Origin of the sequence: Bradyrhizobium ottawaense, from assembly GCF_900099825.1 — a bacterium.
GTDB lineage: Bacteria > Pseudomonadota > Alphaproteobacteria > Rhizobiales > Xanthobacteraceae > Bradyrhizobium > Bradyrhizobium ottawaense_A.
Window position 1 is genome coordinate 3,366,693 of the sequence record NZ_LT629693.1, and the last position, 19,519, is coordinate 3,386,211.

A 19,519-nucleotide genomic window follows, 5' to 3' on the forward strand; every position below is an offset into this window, starting at 1 on the left:
TCCCGTGAAACTCCGTCATTGCGAGGAGCGAAGCGACGAAGCAATCCATACTTTTTTGCGGATGAATGGATTGCTTCGCTTCGCTCGCAATGACGGGCTCAACTAATGCCTGGTCCCGAAAATCTGCCGCGCTTCGGCGGGGCTGGCGATCTCGCGGCCGGCGCGCCGGGCACAGGCGGCGATGGCTTCGATCAACTGCCCGTTCGAGGTCACCTTTTTGCCGTCGGCGAGATAGAAGGTGTCTTCGAGACCGGTGCGCAAATGCCCGCCGAGATCGGCGCAACGCTGGTGCAGCGGCCAGATTTCGCCGCGCCCGATCGCGGTGACCTGCCAATGCGCTTCCGGCAGCTTCAGCTTCAACAGGATCGGCAGCAACTCCGGATCGGCCGGCATGCCGGACGCCACGCCCATCACGAAATTATACTCCAGCGGCCCGGCATACATGCCGGTCTGCCGGTACATGTTGACGCAACGCACGATGCCGACGTCGAAGCATTCGAATTCCGGAATCGTACCGGCCACCTTCATGACGTCGAGATAATCCTGCACCTTCTCGACCGCGTTATCGAACATCATCGGCGGCCAGGCCCAGGTGTTGTCGGACTTGACCTTGAGATAGTTCAGCGAACCGGCGTTGCAGGCCGCGATCTCGGGTTTGGTCTCGCGCACGCAATCGAGCGCGCCCTGGTAATGCGGCCCCGACGTGCCGGTGGTGTGGTTGATGATGACGCCCGGACAGGCCTCGCGGATCGCCTGCTGAATCTCTTTGCTGACGCCGACGTCCCAGGACGGCAGATGGCCCTTGTTCGGCTCCTGCTGGCGCAGATGGACATGCATGACGCTGGCGCCGGCGTTGAAGGCGGCCTTCGCCTCGCGCGCCATCTGCTCGGGCGTGACAGGCACGTTGTGCTGTTTCGGATCGGTCAGCACGCCGTTCAGCGAGCAGGTAATGACGGCCTTGTCGCCCATGGATCAGCCTTTTGATGTCCGGAAGCTTTCGATTGCTTTCGCGATCATGCGGCCGGGATCAACTGGCTTCTTGCGTCCACGCGCTATTGTCGGCCTCGGTGCGACCGCTGGTATAGATCGCAAGGTCGCGCGATCCGGAAAAGATCGCGCGCGGCTTCAGCCCGTAGAAGCGGCGGATCGAGTGACTGAAATGCGTCGAGTCGGGATAGCCGATGTCCTGCGCGAGATGCGCGAGGTTGATGTCCTGGTTGGCGAAGTGCAGCAGATGCCGCGCGCGCTTCCAGGCGCGGAATGAACGGAACGAGATTCCGGTCTCTTCCTTGAACAGATGCAGGAAGCGCGACGGCGACAGCCCCGCCTCCACGGCACAGCTTGCCGCCGTCACCGGCTCGCCGCAGAATTTTCCGATCTGCACGATCGAGCGCGCCACCCGCGGATCGAGCGCGCGTCGCGGCAGGGCCTCGCCGAGACACAGCGAATCGAATTCGGCATTGGAGATATCGTCGTTGCCCTGACGCTCGCGCAACGCGACATAGGCGGCGCGAATCCGGTTGGCGAAAGCTTCGCTCTCGGGTCCGGAGAGACGCTCGACGAGGTCCTCGAACACACCTGATGGAACGCTTTCCGGCTCGATCACGAGACTGAGCACCGAGCGGTAGTCGCTGGCGATGGTGTGCCGGTCGTTCGGCAGCACGGCCGCCAATTCACAAAAGGTCTCGCGGCCATCGGCGGTGGTAAGCCAGAGCCCGCCCTCGATCGCGACATAGACATTGAAGGCGCCCGAGCGGCGCGCCCGCGGGCGGCCGAGCAGCCCTGCGTAAAACACGCGCTCCGGGGTGATCAGCATCAGATGGCCGGATTTGTGGCCGCTCTTGTGACCTATGTCGTCCATGGCAGATCCTCCTCGCGCGGCTCTTAGGCCGCTGCGACAGGGGGCAACCATAGCGCAAAATCGGGGTCTGTCACCGACAGAGATTTGGCCGAATGTGGCGGAAAATGCTCATGAAACCGTCATTGCCTGCAACAAACGCGAAGCGTTTGTGCAAGGCAATGACGGCGAACTGACTACGGCCGCACCCTGGCCTTCACACCCTGGTCGACGCCGGCCTGTTGTTCCGCCGCCACGGCGCGCTTGTAGCCGTTGCGTTGCTGCAACCGGGCCCAATAGGCAGCGACATTCGGCCCAAAATCCTTGGCCAGCCCGATATTGCCGGCCAAACGCAGCGCATAGCCGATCGCGATATCGGCGGCCGTAAAGCGGCCGGCGCACAGGGTCTCGGTGTTCGCCGTAGCCGCCTCGACCGCCCGCAGCCGGCCGAGGAACCATTTGGCATAATCGCCGGAGACCTGCGGATTGCGGCGCTCTTCCGGCTCAAGCTGACTGTATCTCAGCACCAGCGTTTGCGGAAAGGTCAGCGTCGCGTCGCTGAAATACATCCAGTTCAGGAAGGCGCCATAGGCCGGCTCGTCCACCCCGACCACCAGCGGCGTCGGTCCGTGCCGGGTGCCGAGGTAATGGCAGATGCCGGAGGACTCCGTCATCTTGGTCTCGCCGTCGACCATGAACGGGATCGTTCCGAGCGGGTTGATCGCTATGTATTCCTTGGCGAACACCCGCGGCGGGAACGGCAGCATCTTGAGCTCGTAGGGCAGCCCCTGCTCTTCCAGCATCCAGAGCGGACGAAACGAGCGTGCGCCGTCGCAGTGATAGAGCGTGATCATCAGGCGTTTCCTTGACTTTGTTCAGGTCAGTTTAGGACGAGGACGGCTCAGGCGCTACTTCAGCCGTTGCTGTGTTTTTTCAGTTCGAGACGCGCAATCTGGTTACGATGGACTTCATCGGGGCCATCGGCCAGACGAAGCAGGCGCGCCGTGGCGTAGGCTGCGGCCAGTCCGAAATCGTTGCTGGTGCCGGCGCCGCCATGGGCCTGGATCGCCCAGTCGATGACCTGGCATGCCATGTTCGGCACCGCCACCTTGATCATCGCGATTTCGGCCCTTGCCGTCCTGTTGCCGACGGTATCCATCATGTGCGCGGCATGCAGCGTCAACAGCCGCGACTGCTCGATCATGATGCGCGATTCCGCGATTCTTTCCTGCGTCACGGTCTGTTCCGAAACCGGCTTGCCGAACGCAACGCGGCTCCGGGTCCGGATGCACATCTTCTCCAGTGTCCGTTCGGCGAGCCCGATCAGCCGCATGCAGTGATGAATGCGGCCGGGACCGAGACGCCCCTGCGCGATCTCAAAACCGCGCCCCTCGCCGAGCAGCATGTTGGTAGCGGGAACGCGCACATTGTCGAAAACGACTTCCGATGCCCGGTCGGGTACGCCGTAGAATCCGAACACCGGAATCGGCCGCAGCACTTTTACGCCCGGCGTATCCATCGGCACCAGGATCATCGACTGCTGGCGATGGCGATCCGGATTGTCCGGATCGGTCTTGCCCATGAAGATGCAGATCTTGCAGCGCGGGTCGGTGGCGTTGGTGGTGTACCACTTGCGGCCGTTGATGACGTAATCATCGCCGTCGCGGACGATCGAACTCTCGATATTGGTGGCGTCGCTGGAGGCAACCGCCGGTTCGGTCATGGCGAAGCAGGAGCGGATTTCGCCCGCCAGCAGCGGCTTCAGCCATTTGTCCTGATGTTCCCGCGTGCCGTAGCGCGCCAGCACCTCCATGTTGCCGGTGTCGGGCGCCGAGCAGTTGAACAGTTCGGGCGCGAGATGTGACCGCCCCATCACCTCGCATAGCGGCGCATATTCGAGATTGGTCAGGCCGGCGCCGTGCTCGCTTTCGGGCAGGAACAGGTTCCAGAGACCGGCCTCCTTGGCCTTCGGCTTCAACTCCTCGACAACCGGATAGACCTTCCACGGGCCGAGATCCTCGGCCTCCTTATAGAACCGCTCCTCGTTCGGATAGACATGGCGGTCCATGAACGATTCGAGACGGTGTTTCAGCTCGGTGATCTTCTGGCTCTGGGCATAGAACATGGTCACACCGTCCTTATCTCTTCTCTTATTTCCTGGCGCCCGGCAGCGTGCCCATCATCTTGCATAGCACCGTCAGCATGACCTCGTCGGCGCCGCCGCCGATCGAGGTCAGGCGGCTGTCGCGATAGGCCCGGCTCACCGGCGTCTCGTTCATGAACCCCATGCCGCCCCAGAATTGCAGGCAGGCATCGGTCAGTTCGCGGCCCAGCCGCCCTGCCTTGAGTTTGGCCATCGTCGCCAGCCGCGTGACGTCCTCGCCCGCGACCAGCGCTTCGGCGGCGCGATAGATCAGCGCGCGCAGCAGCTCGACCTCGGTCTGCATTTCCGCAAGCTTGAAATGGACGGTCTGGTTGTCGAGGATCGATTTGCCGAACGCCTTACGACCACGGGTGTATTCGATCGTCTCCGCGATGATGAACTCGTGCGCCTTGAGGCAGGCGGCCGCACCCCACAGCCGCTCCTCCTGGAACTGCACCATCTGGTAGGTAAAGCCCTTGCCTTCCTCGCCGATGCGGTTGCGCTTCGGCACCCGGACATTGTCGAAGAAGATCTGCGCGGTGTCGGAGGAACGCATGCCCAGCTTGTCGAGCTTGCGCGCGATCTGCACGCCCTTGCTCTTCATCGGTACACAGATCAGCGACTTGTTGCGGTGGACCTGGTCGTCGCTGGTGTTGGCGAGCAGGCAGATCCAGTCGGCCTGGGTGCCGTTGGTGATCCACATCTTGCCGCCATCGATGACGTAATCGTCGCCATCGGAACGGGCGTTAGTCTTGATCGAGGCGACGTCGGAGCCGGCGCCCGGCTCGGACACGCCGATACAGGCGACCATGTCGCCGGCGATGGCGGGCGCCAGAAACTCGCGGCGGACCTCGTCGGAGCCGAACCGCGCCAGCGCCGGCGTCGCCATGTCGGTCTGCACCCCGATCGCCATCGGCACGCCGCCGCAGGTGATGGCGCCGAGTTCCTCCGCCATCATCAGCGCATAGCTGTAGTCGAGCCCCTGGCCGCCGAATTCGACGGGCTTGTTGAGGCCGAGGAAGCCGAGATCGCCGAGCTTCTTGAACAGCGTATGCGCCGGAAAGATATCGGCCTTCTCCCATTCGTCGACGAACGGATTGATCTCGGCGGCGATGAACTTTTGCAGGATGCGGCGGGGTTCGTCGTGGTCGGCGGTGAAGAGCATTTTGTTATCCAGAACCTTGTGCAGTTGATCTTTCGTCATTGCCGGGCTTGACCCGGCAATCCATCTCTTAAGAAGACTCTAGCGAAGAACGATGGATGCCCGGGTCAAGCCCGGGCATGACAGGTAGAGAGCAGTTACAGCCCCATCTGCCTCGAGGCGAGATCCTTCATGATCTCCTCGGTGCCGCCGCCGATGGCATTGACCTTGACCTCGCGGTAGATGCGCTCGACCTTGATGCCGCGCATGAAGCCGGCGCCGCCGAAAATCTGCACGGCCTCAGAGGCGCAGAACGCCATGGTTTGGGTCGCCTGGTTCTTCATCATGCATATCTCGGCGACCGGGCTCTCGCCCTGCCCGAGCCGCCACGCCAGCATTTCCAGCATCGCCTGCGACGCCGCGACCTTCTGCGCCATGTCGACCAGCTTGTGGCGAATCACCTGATGCTGCGCGATCGGTTTGCCAAAGGTCTTGCGCTCTTTGGCATAGGCGATCGCGTCCTCGACACAGACGCGCGCATAGGCGGTGCAGCTTGCCGCCATGCCCATCCGCTCGCTGTTGAAGTTGTGCATGATGATCTTGAAACCCTGGCCTTCCTCGCCGATCAGGTTTTCGACCGGTACCCGGCACTCGTCAAAATGCAGCGTGGCGGTGTCCGATGCCCACCAGCCCATCTTCTTCAGCTTGGTGCGCGTCAGCCCCGGCGTATTGCCTTCGATCAAGAGCATGCTGACGCCGCCCGGCCCCTCGCCGCCGGTGCGCACCGCAACCGTCAGATAATCGGCCCGCATGCCCGAGGTGATGAACGTCTTCTCGCCGCTGACGACGTAATGGTCGCCGTCGCGCCGCGCCTTGGTGCGCAGGTTGGCGACGTCGGAGCCGCCGCTCGGCTCGGTGATCGCCAGCGCCGAGATCTTCTTGCCGGCCAGCACGTCGGGCAGCACCCGCGCCTTCACTTCCGGCCGGGCGGCGCGCGCGATCGGCGGCGAGCCGATGGTGTGGCTCATCAGGCTCGAACTGACGCCGCCGGCCCCGGCGCGCGCCAGTTCCTGCGAGGCCACGATCTTCATGAACTGGTCGGCGGGCACGCCGCCAAACTCTTCCGGGAAGCCGAGCCCCAACAGCCCGATCTCCGACGCCTTGGCATAGAGTTCGCGCGGAAACTCGCCGGCCTCATCCCATTCATGGGCATAGGGCTCGATCTCGCGCGCCACAAAGCGGCGCATCACGTCGCGGAACGCCTCATGCTCCGGCGTATAGAAGGGGTTTTGCACCCGCGTCCGTTCCAGCATTTTTCTCTCCCGAGAGCATGATCCGGAAACGTGGGTTCCGGCTTTCCCTCGCGACAAACGCCAAAGGCGTTTGCGCGGAGATCATGCTCCAGCATAAAGGCGACGTTGCCCTGATTTGGCCCGCGCAAACTTGCGTCCAGCGGCTGGACAGCAACTCAACGCAAGACCGGCGGGATTGATCTGCCTAGCCTTTTGGCAAAAAACAAAATAGCACATACGGCCATTGGCCGGGGAGGATGAAGCATGATCCGATCGAGCAGGTTCGCCCCGGCAGCCCTTTTGTCAGCCGTGCTGTCGCTTGCGGCCTGGACGGCGGCGTCCGCCCAGCAACCCGGCATCACCGATACCGAAATCAAGTTCGGCAACATCATGCCGTATAGCGGCCCGGCGTCGGCGCTCAGCGTCACCGGAAAAGTGTTCGCCGCCTATTTCGACATGATCAACGAAAAGGGCGGCGTCAACGGACGCAAGCTCAACATGATCTCGCTCGACGACGGCTTCTCGCCGCCGAAGACGGTCGAGGCCACCCGCCGGCTGGTCGAGAACGACAACGTCGCTTTCATGTTCGGCACCATGGGCACCGCGCCGAGCTCGGCGACCGCCAAATATCTCAACGGCGCCAAGGTGCCGCATTTGTTCCTGATCTCGTCCGCCTCGAAGTGGAACGAGCCGGCGACGCAGCCCTGGCTGATGGCGCTGCCCTGGGCGCCCAACTATGTCGAGGAAGCCGGCATCGAGGTGCGCTATGCGCGTTCGAAAAATCCCAACGCGCGTTTTGCGATCCTTTACCAGAACGACGATGCCGGAAAGGACTATCTGCGCGGCGTCAAGGAAGCACTCGGGGCGGATGCCGACAAGGCAATCGCGATGGCGTCGAGTTTTGAGGTCGCCGATCCCACGGTGGATTCGCAGATCCTCACCCTCGCCAACACCAAGGCCGACGTCTTCCTGATCTACAGCGTGACGCCGCGCGCCTGCGCGCAGGCGATCCGTAAGGCCTACGAGACCGGCTGGCGGCCGATGCGCTTCATCGCTTCGGGCTGCGCCAACAAGGACACCGTGATGGTGCCCGCCGGACTCGAGGACTCGCACGGTATCATGTCGGTGGTGTCGCTGAAGCCCTATGTGCCCGACTCCAAGGACGCCGGGCTGATCGCTTACGGCGACTTCATGAAAGCGCGGCTTCCCAACGTCGATCCGGCCAATTTCGCCGCCGGCTACGGCTACATGGTGGCGCAGGCGCTGGTCGTGGTGCTGGAGCAGTGCAAGAACGACCTCAGCCGCGCCAACATCATGGCCCAGGCCGCCAACCTCAAGAACGTGCCGCTGTCGATGCTGTTGCCCGGCATCACCCTCAACACCTCGCCGACCGACTACCGCCCGATCAAGGACGGTTACATGGTCGAGTTTCGCGACAGCCAGCTCGCCGTGATCAGCGAATTGCTGCACGGCGGATCGTGAACGCCTGACTCAAAAGTAGTGCGGCAAAATCGGGCTTCGCACGTCGCTCGTCAGGCCCGGGCAGAAGCGCGAAGCGCGTCTTCGCACTGGATGTCCCGGGCATCCACGCCTTGGCTGAGAGATTATGAAATTCGAGTCTGCTTTCGGGGGTATTGCGGAAGCCGGACTTCGAGACCGTTCGGGCAGCTTTTCACCCGACGCAGACCTGTGCAAGGTTCTGCTCACGCATTATGTGGGCGGCGAGTCGAGGTAAACATAAAGGGACGCGATCTTGCCGTCCCGTGCGATGATGAAATCCACACCGGTGTACACGGGCGTCTCGCCGTTCGGCCCCGAGCCCCACGCCAGGCGTCCCGAATTGTGCAGAACCTGCGGCGAGCCATGAGGCGTATAGGCATAGTGTGGATGCGTCGCTCGGAGATCGCCGGCGAACTTGTCCAGCGCGTCGTGACCGACGAAAGTTCCGGTGGGCACGTACAGCACACAGTCCTCGGTATAAAGCTCCTGAATTGCGCGCCTTCGGCGAGCCGGATCACCTTCACCGAATACTTCCGGAAGATTGCGGTTGAGCAGCGTCTCGACACCACTCACATCTACGCCCACCGATGGTGGAACGCTGTTCTTGTCGGCATGCTGGTTCATCGGAGCTCTCCTTGTCCGTGGAACGATAATATCGTTGCTGGCTCGAGCAGCGAAACAGAAATAATTGAAAGTCATCGTTTCAGTTTTTGGTGTATGGGGCGAAGACGTGCTTCGTACTCCTGCCCGGCCATGACGGATGAAGGCCGGTCTGCTTTCGGGGGTATTGCCGCAGTCGGACTTCGAGGACGTCCGGGCCGCTTTTGAGACCCGAAGCGGACGTTCGGCCCCTCCAAATGCATAACTTCCGGCTCGCTGCCCGATCGCAAAGTGCTAGGCTTTGGACACTGCACCAGGACGTGTTCTCTGGAGGACACATGCAACGGCGCGAGTTCATCGCGGCGCTGAGTGCGACGGCGATGGTCTGGCCGTTTGCCGCAAGAGCGCAGCAGGCGATGCCGGTGATCGGCTTTCTCAGCAGTGCGTCGTCGCACGACTATGCGCCCATGATCGGAGCGTTCCGGAAAAGCCTTGGCGAGGCCGGCTTCGTCGAGGGCCAGAATGTGAAGATCGAGTATGCCTGGGCCGACGAGCAGTATGACCGTCTGCCGGCGCTGGCGGCCGATCTGGTTCGTCATCAGGTGAGCGTGATTGTCGCGGCCTCGACCCCGGCAGCCCTCGCACTGAAACCCGCAACCACGACCATACCGATCGTGTTTGCGATTGGGGGCGATCCTGTAAGGACGGGACTTGTCGACAGCCTTAGCCGACCCGGCGGCAATCTTACAGGCGCGGCCCACATCAACGTCGAGACCGCGCCAAAGCGCCTCGAACTGATGTATGAATTGATGCCCAACATGAAGATCGCTGGTCTTCTCGTCAACCCGACCAACCCGTTGGCGAAATCTGTTGTACAGGCCGTTCAGGCGGCAGCCAGCTCCCTGGGGCTAGAACTGAAGGTCGTGCACGCACACAGCGACGAAGAACTGGACGCTGCGTTCGCAAGTCTGTCCGGCTTGGGCGTCGGCGCCCTCGTCGTCGGCACCGACCCATTGTTCACCAGCCGAGCAGAAAAATTAGGCGCGACTTCACTTCGCCTGGCAATGCCTGCGATCTATCAGTATCGCGAATTCACCGCGGCTGGCGGCGTGATGAGCTATGGCGGCAGCATTGTGGATTCCTACCACCACGCGGGTCTCTACGTCGGCCGAATTCTGAGGGGTGAGAAGCCTCGCGACCTGCCGGTGCAGCTATCCACGAAGGTGGAGCTGTTCTTGAATTTGAAAAGCGCGAAGGCGCTCGGTCTGTCCGTGCCGCTTCCGTTGCTCGGGCGCGCCGACGAGGTGATCGAATGAGGAGCCATTGCTGCTTGCATGGGTCTGAAAGTGGCCCGGAGCGGCCTTGCGCTTTCTTGCACGCCGGGCCGGTTTGAAATTGGAACAACCGCCTTGGGCCCAGTGCGCCCGGCGGCGTGCCGCATGGTGCCGCCCGATCCAGCGCATCAAGGGATTTTGACTATCGGCCCAGCCCGCTTGGAGATAGTCAGCACGGGAGAGAGTTCGAAATCTCCCAACGATTTGCGGGAAACACCATGACATTCCGGATACGGACGATCTTCGCCGGCGTAGCGCTTTCGGCGGCTATGGTCGCGGGGCCCCTGGCGGCGCAGCAGCCGACCGGCGCAACATCGGCCTACGGGCCGGAACTGGAGGGGTTCGATTATCCGTATCCACTTCAGCATTTTGCTTTCACGTCGCAGCGGCAGTCGCTGCAGATGGCCTATCTCGACGTCAGGCCGGACCGCCCGAACGGGCGGACGGCGGTGCTGTTGCACGGAAAGAATTTTTGTGCCGCCACCTGGGAGCCGACCATCAAGGATCTGGTCGCGGCCGGCTATCGCGTGATCGCGCCGGATCAGATCGGCTTCTGCAAGTCGAGCAAGCCCGCCGCTTACCAGTTCACCTTCAAGCAGCTTGCCGGCAACACCCATGAACTGCTGGCCAGTCTCGGCATCGAGAAGCCGGTCGTGATCGGTCATTCGACCGGAGGCATGTTGGCGGCGCATTATTCGCTGATCTATCCGCAGGACGTCAGCCACCTCGTCCTGGTCAATCCGGTCGGGCTTGAGGATTGGTCCGCAAAGGGCGTGCCTCCGATCTCGGTCGACCAATGGTACGCCCGCGAGCTGAAGACCAATGCCGATGGCATCCGCGCCTACGAGAAGTCGACCTACTATGCGGGCAAGTGGGAGGATCGCTACGAACGCGCGGTCGACATGCTCGCCGGCCTCAATCGCGGTCCAGGCAAGGAAGCGGTCGCCTGGGACTCGGCGCTGATCTACGACATGATCATGACCCAACCCGTGCTGTACCGGTTTGGCGAAATCTCGGTGCCGACGTTGCTCATGATCGGCCAGAAAGACACCACGGCCATTGCCAAGGATTTCGCACCTCCCGAACTTCGGCCGAAACTTGGAAATTATCCCGAGTTAGGCAAAGCGGCCGCCAAGGCCATCCCCGGCGCCAAACTCATCGAGTTTCCCGACTACGGCCACGCGCCGCAGATGACGGACCCCGAAGGTTTTGACAAGGCGCTGATCGCGGGGATCTCCAAATCTTGAGCCCACAAGTTCTGAGCCCGGCAGCATGTTTTCGGCGGTACGGCGACGCTGGCCGCAAGCGCCGTTCCAGCTGATGTCCAAGGCCTGGTTCCAGCGGCCGTTGCCTAATTTATTCCTGCATCGCGAACCTGGACAATGAAACCTGCGCGCGACGTTCGAAGATGACGGCACCCTGGCGCCTGGCAATGTCGCCGGCGATCGCAAAGGCCGATCGTGCTTCAGCCTTGTTGTGACGGTCAAGAGCCAGCAAGCACTCGCCGCGCAAACGATAGATCTCCGGCAGATAGATGCCGATGCCTGCCTCGTCGATCCCGGCAATCGCGCGGTCGAGGTGACCAAGCGCGTCCGCAGGTCGGCCGGCGGCAAGGAGCACTTCCGCGGCGAGGCCGAGATAATATTGCGGCAGCGGGCCGACCGCGGTGGCGTTGGCGATCTCGGCGTCGATCAGCCGCACGGCGTTCGCGACCCCTGCGCCCGTTGCCGTCGCCCATCCGACGAGAATGAGACTGCTCGCACGCCATGGCGGCAGGTTGAACTTCTCGGCCAGCGCCGCCGCGCGATGCGCCGCGGTGTAAGTGGCCTCGGGGTCTCCCCCAAGCTGATGGCCGATACCGATGTTGTGCAGTCCGTGCCCGAGACTGTTTGGATGATCGAGCATTTCGGCGAGTGCGATTGCCTGCGTGAAATGCTGCCTCGCCTGTTGTTGTTCGCCCGACAGTTGCCACGAATTGCCGCACTGGGCATGCGCGCAGACGCCGGGATCGTGGCCGCCAAACGCGTGCGCAAGGTGACGGTGCTGCGTCATATCGTAAAGCGCGATGGCGTGCTGGCAGCCCTCCAGCGCGCCGCGGACATCGCCACGAAAATGCGCCGTCGAAAGCTGGCAATGATAGGCTTCGAGCAGCAACTCGCGGTCGCCGGACTGCTGCGCGAGCGACACCAGTTCGCTGGCGCGGTCGCGCGCCAATGCTGTCTTGCGTCTCAGATTGGCGTTGATCCAGAGACCCCATTTGGCCTGGAAGGTCGCAGGGCCGTCGCCGAGCTGCTCGCCGATCTCGCCGGCTTTGGTATAGGCCTTTTCGGCCTCAACGCTCTGCAGGCCATGCGCGACGACCGACGCCGAACCAAGCTTCAGCCAGAACTGCAGCTGCCGGCGCAAGCCAACTTCCGGCGGCAAGGCCTCGGCGAGATTGAGACCTGCCGTGAAATGCGCGATCGCCTCCACATAGGCCGAGCGGCTCACCGCCTGGTCGCCGGCGCGCATGCGGTAATCGCAAGCGAGAGAGACAAGCCCGGCTTCGCCGAAATGATAGGCCAGCAATTCCGGTTCGCGCGCAGCGACATCGCCAAAACGCTGCTCGAGGGCCTGGGCGACGCGCCCGTGCCATTCGCGACGGCGCATCAGCAACAGGCTTTCATAGGCGGCGTCACGCACCAACGCGTGCTTGAAGATGAAACTCCGGTCGAGGCCGCGCTCCTCGGGAAATACGATTCCCGAGGCAACCAGCTTTGCCAGCATGCCTTCGAGCTCACCGCTGGCCTTGCCGGAAACCGCTTGCAGCATGGCGAACGTGAATTGCCGGCCGATGACCGCGGCAATCTGGGCCATCTCGCGCGCGCCGCCGAGACGGTCGAGGCGGGCCATTAACGAGTCCTTGAGCGTCGCCGGCACCGCAGAACCTTCGTCCGCCGATTCCATCACGCTTCGGGTCAGCTCCTCGACGAACAGCGGTACGCCATCGGTCTTGGCAACGATGGTGGCGATCGTGTCGGCCGACAGGCCGTGCGCAGCCGCTACACCCGCAACCACTTGCATGCACTCGGGGCGGCCGAGGCGTCCGAGCGTGACCAGCGTTGCGTGAGGCCTCGCCAGCCAGGGTGGCACGAATTCCGGTCGCGCTGACACTACCGCAAGCAGCCGCGCCCGGGCGATGCTGTCGGTCAACCGCGTCATCATCTCGAGCGTGGTGGCGTCGATCCAGTGCGCGTCTTCCAGCATGATCACCACCGGATCGCCGTCGCCGGTCCGCGCCATGATTTCGACGATCAGGGCGAGGGTCGATGCCTTGCGTTGCGCCGGCGATTGAGCGGTGGCGGCTGTCTCGGCCAGCGGCACCGACAACAGTTCCGCCAGCAGCGGCAGCGCTACCGGATCGGCGATGCGCCGCGCCGCGAGCAGAACGCGGACTTTGTCGGCGCGCGCATCCGCGGCATCGGCAGGCGCAAAGCCGGCGACGCGACTGAGATACTGGATCACGGGGTAAAGCGCGCTGTCGCTGTGGTAGGGTGAGCATTGCAGGTTGATGCGCTCATGCGCTTCGCTGGCGACCTCCTCCTGCAGCGCCTCAATCATGCGCGATTTCCCGATACCGGCTTCGCCGATCACGGTCACGATCTGGCCGTCACCTTGCTGCGCCAGATGCCAGCGTTCGCGCATCAGCCCCATTTCATGCGCCCGGCCGATCAACGGCAGGCCTCCGGTGCGGATTGCGGCAAAACGGCTTTCGACCGAGGCTTCACCGCAAACCCGCCAGGCCGGGACAGGGCGGGCAAAGCCTTTCAGTTCGTGCTCGCCGGTGTGGCTGAGTTCGAAATGGCCGCCTGACAATTTTTGGGTCGACTCGCTGATGATGATGCAGTCCGGCTCGGCCAACGCCTGCAGCCTGGCGGCAAGGTTGGGCGTTTCACCGACGATGGTCCGCTCCTGTGCCAAGCCGGTGCCGATGATTTCGCCTACCACGACGAGGCCGGTGGCAATGCCGATCCGCGCCTGCACGCGCGTTCCGTCCGGCGCTTCGATTGCGCCGACCTCCGACAGGATTCCGATGGCGGCGCGAACGGCACGTTCCGCCGCATCCTCGAAGGCACGGGGAAAGCCGAAATAGGCCAACACGCCATCGCCCATGAATTTGGCGACGAAACCACCATAACGCCCGATCTCACCCGCCACCGCGTCCTGGTATTGCCGGATAAGACCGCCAAGCAGCTCCGGATCGAGCCTCGCCGACAGCGCCGTGGAGCCCACCATATCGGCAAACATCACGGTCACTTGCCGCCGCTCGGCGTCGCCCGACCCGGCTTCCTCCGAGGCTGATGGTTTTTCGCCGGACGAGAGCGGGCGGACAGAAGAAGATTTGTCGAGCGATGAAGTTTCGTCGGTGGAGGAAATGGAGGCCGCGACGGCATTGCGCGCCGCGATTGCCTTCAAGAGGCGGCGGCGATTACCCAAAGACAGACCCAATTGCGCGAGATCGTTGTCATCGAGGTCCGCCAGGATATCCAGATCGATGTCGTTTGCCTCAAACGCGTCGGCGTATTGCTCCAGGTTGTTTCCACGCAACCAAGCGCGAAGATCGCTCATGCAGTCGGCTCCCCAGCCCCTCTCAATTAATGCACATTGGCACATCCATGGAATTTCAGCACAGCATTTTGATGCGCCGAGGGACAGCCAACGCCCGATCAAATTTCTGATTTTCCGAAATTCTTCTTGACCGCGACCCCAAATCAGCCATACACATCGCCCGTCCCGTTCCACTCGGAGGGCGTTTCGCGATCGTCACAGACGCGGGATGGGATGCGATGGACGCGAAGGCCACTAAGACGAGTGTGGCCAAAGCGTACGGCGAAGTCGTGTGGGCCTGACGCCCCGGTGCTGGCGTCAAGTTTCGCGGGAAGCATTCCTGCAAATGACGGTGGCAAGAAAGCCGGTCACCGGGGCGAACTCGTATAAGCCGTAAAGCCATTGCGCAGGGAAGGCCGGAGGCTTCCGCCAAACCTGTATGCTCATGTGCAGCATTTTTTGATGCACATCGCACATGAGACCGCGGGTGCGGCGCGCACCCGGTCTTCCCTGCGCCCTTTGATTTGGGGGCAAGGTTTTCTTGCAAAACTTCGGGCGCATCGCGCCGCGAGAATACTGACACTTACCCTCCCCTGGAGGGGGAGGGTCGACGCGAAGCGGCGGGGTGGGGTGACGGTCTCTCCTCGTGAACAGTGTCCGAGTGGAGGGATCACCCCACCCCGTCTCACATTCCGCTGCGCTCCATGTGAGCCGACCCTCCCCCTCCAGGGGAGGGTAAGCAACAGGATGAAGTCTCGTTTGGAAAACGTCGTTGCGAGCGAAGCGAAGCAATCCATCTTCGTCAATGAGGATGGCCGGTGCACCTCGCCCAACCCGTCCCGGCGCAACCACTCAACGCAAGACAGCATCCGAATTCGGCCGCTCCATCCGGTAAACTGGGATAAGATCAGGTCGGGATCGGGCGGCGCCAGACCGCTGAAAATCAGGAGGAAATCTTGCCGGTTCGCTATTACGACTGGATCGCCCATTTCGGCCGCCGCACGCCGGACAAGATCGCGGTCATCGACCTCGCCAGCCAGCGCCGCTTGTCTTACGCGGAGTTCGACCAGCGGATCTCGCGGCTTGCCTCGCATCTGCGCGACCAACTCGGCGTCAAACGCGGCGACCGGGTCGCGGTGCTGGCGCTGAACACGACGGATACGCTGGAAGTGCAGTTCGCCTGCTTCCGGATCGGCGCCGTATTCCTGCCGCTGAACAACCGCCTCACCGTTCCGGAATTGCAGTTCATCGTCGGCGATGCCTCGCCCAGCGTGATGATCCACGATACGGATTTGGCGGAAGTAGCCCTCACCGTCGCCAAACTCTGCAACGTTGCGTCGGCCCTGCTGTTCGGCCCCGGCGCCTCCTATGAAGCGGCGATCGCGGCGGCGAAGCCGCTCGACACGCACGAGTCCGTCACGCTCGATGACATCTCGACCATCATGTACACCTCGGGCACCACCGGCCAGCCCAAGGGCGCGATCATCACCCATGGCATGACGTTCTGGAATTGCGTCAATCTCGGCGGCCCCGCTTACATCTCGCCGTCGACGGTGCTGCTCACCGTGCTGCCGCTGTTCCACACCGGCGGGCTCAATTGCTACACCAATCCGGTGCTGCATTCCGGCGGCACCGTGCTGATCATGCGCGCGTTTGATCCAGGCCTGGCGCTGCAACTGATCAGCGATGTGTCAGCCGGCATCAATCAGTTCTTCGGCGTGCCCTCGATCTACCAGTTCATGGCGCAGCATCCGTCGTTCGCGACTGCCGACTTCAGCCGCCTCGTGATCGGCGGCGTCGGCGGCGCGCCGATGCCGGTGCCGCTGTTGAAGGTGTGGGAAGAGCGCGGCGTCGCCCTGCAACAGGGTTACGGCATGACCGAGACCAGCCCGGCCGTGCTGACGCTCGACAAGGAAGACGCGGTGCGCAAGGCCGGCTCGTCCGGCAAGCCGGTGATGCACACCGAGGTAAGAATCGTTCGGCCCGACGGCTCGGACGCCGGTGTCGACGAACTCGGCGAACTCTGGGTCCGCGGACCGAACGTCACGCCGGGCTACTGGAACCGGCCGGACGCCAACGCGTCATCGTTCACCGACGGATGGCTGCACACCGGCGACGCCACGCGGGTCGATGCCGAAGGCTTCTACTATATCGTCGACCGCTGGAAGGACATGTACATTTCGGGCGGCGAGAACGTCTATCCGGCCGAGGTCGAAAACGTGCTGCATCAAATTCCGGCAATTGCCGAAGCCGCAGTCATCGGCATCCCTAACGAGCAGTGGGGCGAGGTCGGCATGGCGATCGTCGCTGTCAGGCCCGGCCACACCCTTGCCGCCGAGCAGATTCATGCGCATTGTGCCGCCAATCTGGCGCGGTTCAAATGCCCGCGCCTGATCGAGTTCGTGGATGCCCTGCCGCGCAATGCGACTGGAAAAATCCACAAGCCGACGCTGCGTAACAAATTCGGCGTGTCCAAAGCCACCGATACGGCGAGGGCGATCGCCTCGTAACTGCCGATTTAAAAAGAGCATCGCCGCGATTTCGTTAAGACCTCTCAACACAAAGAAACCAGGGAAGAAAATTTTCATGAAGAACAAGAAACTGTCTTTGCTTGCCGCGGCCGCGACACTGTCGTTGCTGACCACGCAGGGCGCGCTGGCGCAGAAGAAATACGACACCGGCGCCTCCGACACCGAAATCAAGATCGGCAATGTCGAGGCCTATAGCGGCCCGGCTTCCGCCTACGGCATCATCGGCAAGACCGAAGAAGCCTATTTCAAGATGATCAACGACCAGGGCGGCGTAAACGGCCGCAAGATCAACTGGATCTCCTACGACGACGGCTACAGCCCGCCGAAGACGGTGGAGCAGGTCCGCAAGCTGATCGAGAGCGACGAGGTGTTTCTGGTATTCAACGCGCTGGGCACGCCGACCCAGACCGCGGTTCAGAAATATCACAATTCCAAGAAGGTCCCGCAGCTGTTCCTCGCCACCGGCGCCAGCAAGTGGAACGACCCGAAGGACTTTCCCTGGACCATGGGCTTTCAGCCGAGCTACCGCGTCGAGGCCCGGATCTTTGCGAAGTACATCCTGAAGAACAAGCCCGACGGCAAGGTCGCGGTGTTCTATGCCAATGACGATTTCGGCAAGGACTATGTCGCCGGACTGAAGGACATCTTCGGCGACAGGGCGTCGAGCATCATCGTCGCCGAGGAAAGCTACGAGACCACCGAGCCCTCGATCAGCTCCCACATCGTCAAGCTGAAGGGCACCGGCGCCGACGTCTTCGTCAACATCGCAACGCCGAAATTCGCGGCACAGGCGATCAAGAAGATGGCCGAGCTGGAATGGAAGCCGATGCACCTGATGACCGACGTGTCGATCTCGATCGGCGCGGTCATGAAACCTGCCGGCCTTGATGCTTCCGAGGGCGTGCTGTCGGCCGGCTACCTGAAGGATGCGTCCGATCCGCAGTGGAAGGACGACGAAGGCATGAAGAAGTTCATGACCTTCATCGACAAGTACATGCCGGGCGCCAACATCTCCGATTCCAACCTGGTCTATGGCTACGCCGCGGCGCAGACCATGGTGCAGGTCCTGAAGCAGTCGGGCGACAACCTGACCCGGGAGAACGTGATGAAGCAGGCCGCCAGCCTGAAGGATTTTGCGCCGGATACGCTGATCCCCGGCATCAAGGTCAACACCTCGGCCACCGACTTCGCCCCGATCGAACAGCTCAAGATCATGCGGTTCAAGGGCGGCCAGTGGGAACTGTTCGGCGACATCATCAGCGCCGAGACCGGTGGCTAGCTAAAAGCAAAAAGCCCGCTGGCATGGCCAGCGGGCTTCTCTATTCAGAAGTCGATCGAAGGATCCCAGTACATCCGTGGGTAATCCGTGATCGATCGCCTTAACTAACGCGGAGATTTTCCGCGCTGGTTTTGCCGCGCATGCTGTCGACCTTCGCTTCATATGAAAGCTTTTGGCCTTCATTGAGCGAGCTCAGACCTGCACGTTCCACGGCGCTGATGTGGACGAATACGTCGGTTCCGCCGTCGTCGGGCTGGATGAAGCCGAAGCCCTTGGTCGCGTTGAACCACTTAACTGTTCCGGTAGCCATGTAACTATCTCCAACAAGATGCGTAAAAACGCTTTGCCCACACGACCTCCGTGCAGGCTTGATCCGATTTCAACGATGTCTTGGGAAGGGAGCCGATTTCGGCGCGGTCAACAAGGCAGAGCGGTTATTCGAATGAAGCTGATATAGTCTATTCCAGCGGAAAAGCAAGGCTCACGACACTAACCCGGCAAAAACATCGCAAATGGTTCGTCGAGCGTCCGCCGCAAATGGGTGCGGTATGCCCCGTAATTGGCATTATCGGGCAAAATCCGCCCAAATGTCGGGTTTTTGATCATTTTGACGGGCAAATACGCGATCGGGGCCGCGATCGGCGTCAGCAGCGAGCCGCGTCCCGCCAGCAAAGTCGTGATGATACCGAACATTTCGCCGGAGATCGGCAGCCGCGCGACCGTGATCAGGCGATGCTGGCCGTGCCGGTTGGTGACGAGATAGATGTGGCCCGACTGGTTCGGCACCGCCACTTCGCCATACTGCGTGTAGGCCGCATCCTGCCGCTCGCTCTCGTGGAAAACGAGACACGATGCCGCGGCGTCCCAGCTGATTGCGGTGAGGTAGGCGAAGATCGCGTTCTTGTCGCCGAACGAAGGACGCATCGTCACATACGTTCCTTCGATCCAGGCGACCGCGCGGCGCGAATAGGCGCCGAGGCCATCAGGCGCGACGTCGCCGTTGACGGGATGAGCGTGTGCCGGCGCTTCCGGCGTGGTGCGCAGGGAAACGCCGAGCGCCTGTTCGAGCCGAACTGTCGTCGCGAGCGTGAACGGGCGGCGGCCGCCCAGCACTTTCTCGAGCGTCGAGAGACTGAGTTTCGCAAGCTCGGCCAGGGACTGCCTGGAGATGCGGCGACGCGCGATCTCCTCACGAATCGTGTCCGCAATCTGCCGGCTTTGCTCGGCGGAAAGCTGCTTGTCCGGCGTCGCCATCGTCCCCCCTGTTCGGTCGAG

At 62.4% G+C, this 19,519-nt stretch carries 15 protein-coding genes; 5 read left to right on the forward strand and 10 right to left on the reverse strand.

Translation table 11 applies throughout. The annotated features are described in order from the left end of the window. Positions 1 to 102: 102 nt before the first annotated feature. The 6 genes from BLR13_RS15800 to BLR13_RS15825 form a co-directional block, all read right to left on the reverse strand. Positions 103 to 969, reverse strand: a complete 867-nt coding sequence (locus BLR13_RS15800) for a 3-keto-5-aminohexanoate cleavage protein (RefSeq protein ID WP_074822204.1) — start codon at positions 967 to 969, stop codon at positions 103 to 105. 58 nt (positions 970 to 1,027) lie between these two features. After that, positions 1,028 to 1,861, reverse strand: coding sequence for a helix-turn-helix domain-containing protein (locus tag BLR13_RS15805; RefSeq protein WP_074822201.1), 834 nt, complete (start codon positions 1,859 to 1,861; stop codon positions 1,028 to 1,030). A 173-nt stretch (positions 1,862 to 2,034) separates the two neighbouring features. After that, on the reverse strand, positions 2,035 to 2,691 hold the full coding sequence (locus tag BLR13_RS15810) for a glutathione S-transferase family protein (protein WP_074822198.1): 657 nt from the start codon (positions 2,689 to 2,691) through the stop codon (positions 2,035 to 2,037). 59 nt (positions 2,692 to 2,750) lie between these two features. After that, complete coding sequence (locus BLR13_RS15815; RefSeq protein ID WP_074822195.1) at positions 2,751 to 3,962, reverse strand: acyl-CoA dehydrogenase family protein; 1,212 nt, start codon at positions 3,960 to 3,962, stop codon at positions 2,751 to 2,753. 25 nt (positions 3,963 to 3,987) lie between these two features. Beyond that, complete coding sequence (locus BLR13_RS15820) at positions 3,988 to 5,145, reverse strand: acyl-CoA dehydrogenase family protein (RefSeq protein ID WP_074831469.1); 1,158 nt, start codon at positions 5,143 to 5,145, stop codon at positions 3,988 to 3,990. Between the two features lie 134 nt (positions 5,146 to 5,279). Then, positions 5,280 to 6,434 (reverse strand): acyl-CoA dehydrogenase family protein, encoded by a 1,155-nt coding sequence (locus BLR13_RS15825; protein ID WP_074822193.1) that lies wholly within the window; start codon positions 6,432 to 6,434, stop codon positions 5,280 to 5,282. 243 nt (positions 6,435 to 6,677) lie between these two features. On the opposite strand from BLR13_RS15825, the gene BLR13_RS15830 reads away from it, so the two are divergent. Then, a complete protein-coding gene (locus BLR13_RS15830) occupies positions 6,678 to 7,895 on the forward strand; it encodes an ABC transporter substrate-binding protein (protein WP_074822191.1) in 1,218 nt (405 codons plus the stop codon). 228 nt (positions 7,896 to 8,123) lie between these two features. Here BLR13_RS15830 and BLR13_RS15835 read toward each other — a convergent pair whose 3' ends face one another. After that, a complete protein-coding gene (locus BLR13_RS15835; protein ID WP_079586290.1) occupies positions 8,124 to 8,537 on the reverse strand; it encodes a nuclear transport factor 2 family protein in 414 nt (137 codons plus the stop codon). Positions 8,538 to 8,851: 314 nt separating this feature from the next. Between BLR13_RS15835 and BLR13_RS15840 the strand changes: the two genes are divergently transcribed. Together BLR13_RS15840 and BLR13_RS15845 are read left to right on the forward strand one after the other, a co-directional pair. Then, positions 8,852 to 9,829, forward strand: coding sequence for an ABC transporter substrate-binding protein (locus tag BLR13_RS15840; protein ID WP_074822188.1), 978 nt, complete (start codon positions 8,852 to 8,854; stop codon positions 9,827 to 9,829). Positions 9,830 to 10,065: 236 nt separating this feature from the next. Further along, positions 10,066 to 11,094, forward strand: coding sequence for an alpha/beta fold hydrolase (locus tag BLR13_RS15845; RefSeq protein WP_074822185.1), 1,029 nt, complete (start codon positions 10,066 to 10,068; stop codon positions 11,092 to 11,094). Between the two features lie 109 nt (positions 11,095 to 11,203). Here the strand turns inward: BLR13_RS15845 and BLR13_RS15850 are convergent, their stop codons facing one another. Beyond that, the gene (locus tag BLR13_RS15850; protein ID WP_074822182.1) at positions 11,204 to 14,455 is read right to left on the reverse strand and encodes an adenylate/guanylate cyclase domain-containing protein; all 3,252 of its coding nucleotides are present in this window, start codon (positions 14,453 to 14,455) and stop codon (positions 11,204 to 11,206) included. A gap of 935 nt (positions 14,456 to 15,390) precedes the next feature. Between BLR13_RS15850 and BLR13_RS15855 the strand changes: the two genes are divergently transcribed. Both BLR13_RS15855 and BLR13_RS15860 read left to right on the forward strand, forming a co-directional pair. Further along, positions 15,391 to 16,944 carry an acyl-CoA synthetase gene (locus BLR13_RS15855; RefSeq protein WP_074822179.1) on the forward strand — a complete coding sequence of 518 codons (1,554 nt, stop codon included), beginning with the start codon at positions 15,391 to 15,393 and terminating at the stop codon, positions 16,942 to 16,944. A gap of 76 nt (positions 16,945 to 17,020) precedes the next feature. Continuing rightward, positions 17,021 to 18,244: an ABC transporter substrate-binding protein gene (locus BLR13_RS15860; protein ID WP_074822177.1), complete on the forward strand. Its 1,224-nt coding sequence runs from the start codon at positions 17,021 to 17,023 to the stop codon at positions 18,242 to 18,244. 100 nt (positions 18,245 to 18,344) lie between these two features. Here the strand turns inward: BLR13_RS15860 and BLR13_RS15865 are convergent, their stop codons facing one another. Further along, entirely contained in the window at positions 18,345 to 18,554 is a 210-nt protein-coding gene (locus BLR13_RS15865) for a cold-shock protein (protein ID WP_074822174.1), read from the reverse strand. A 179-nt stretch (positions 18,555 to 18,733) separates the two neighbouring features. Next, positions 18,734 to 19,498 carry a helix-turn-helix domain-containing protein gene (locus tag BLR13_RS15870; RefSeq protein ID WP_074822171.1) on the reverse strand — a complete coding sequence of 255 codons (765 nt, stop codon included), beginning with the start codon at positions 19,496 to 19,498 and terminating at the stop codon, positions 18,734 to 18,736. Positions 19,499 to 19,519: the final 21 nt, after the last annotated feature.